Raw genomic sequence first — 260 nt, forward strand, 5'->3', positions numbered from 1 at the left:
GGCGACGACGGCACCGACGATCGGGGCGACGATGAAGACCCAGAGCTGCGCGAGCGGTGTCGCCCCGCCGTAGACGGCCGCGGCGATCGAGCGCGCCGGGTTCACGGAGGTGTTGCTGATCGGGATGCTCACGAGGTGGATCAGCGTCAGGGTGAGCCCGATCCCGAGCGGTGCGACCGCCTGGTACTCCTTCTTGGCGGTGATCGAGAGGATGACGGCGATGAAGACACCGGTCAGCACCGCCTCGGCGAGGAACACCG

At 68.5% G+C, this 260-nt stretch carries 1 protein-coding gene; it reads right to left on the minus strand.

Features of this window, described 5'->3' with window-relative positions:
- Window positions 1-260: aquaporin (locus tag BIV03_RS17615; RefSeq protein WP_175475964.1), on the minus strand; the 260-nt coding region annotated here is incomplete at both ends.

Origin of the sequence: Curtobacterium sp. MCBA15_016, assembly GCF_001865105.1 — a bacterium.
Classification (GTDB): Bacteria; Actinomycetota; Actinomycetes; order Actinomycetales; family Microbacteriaceae; genus Curtobacterium.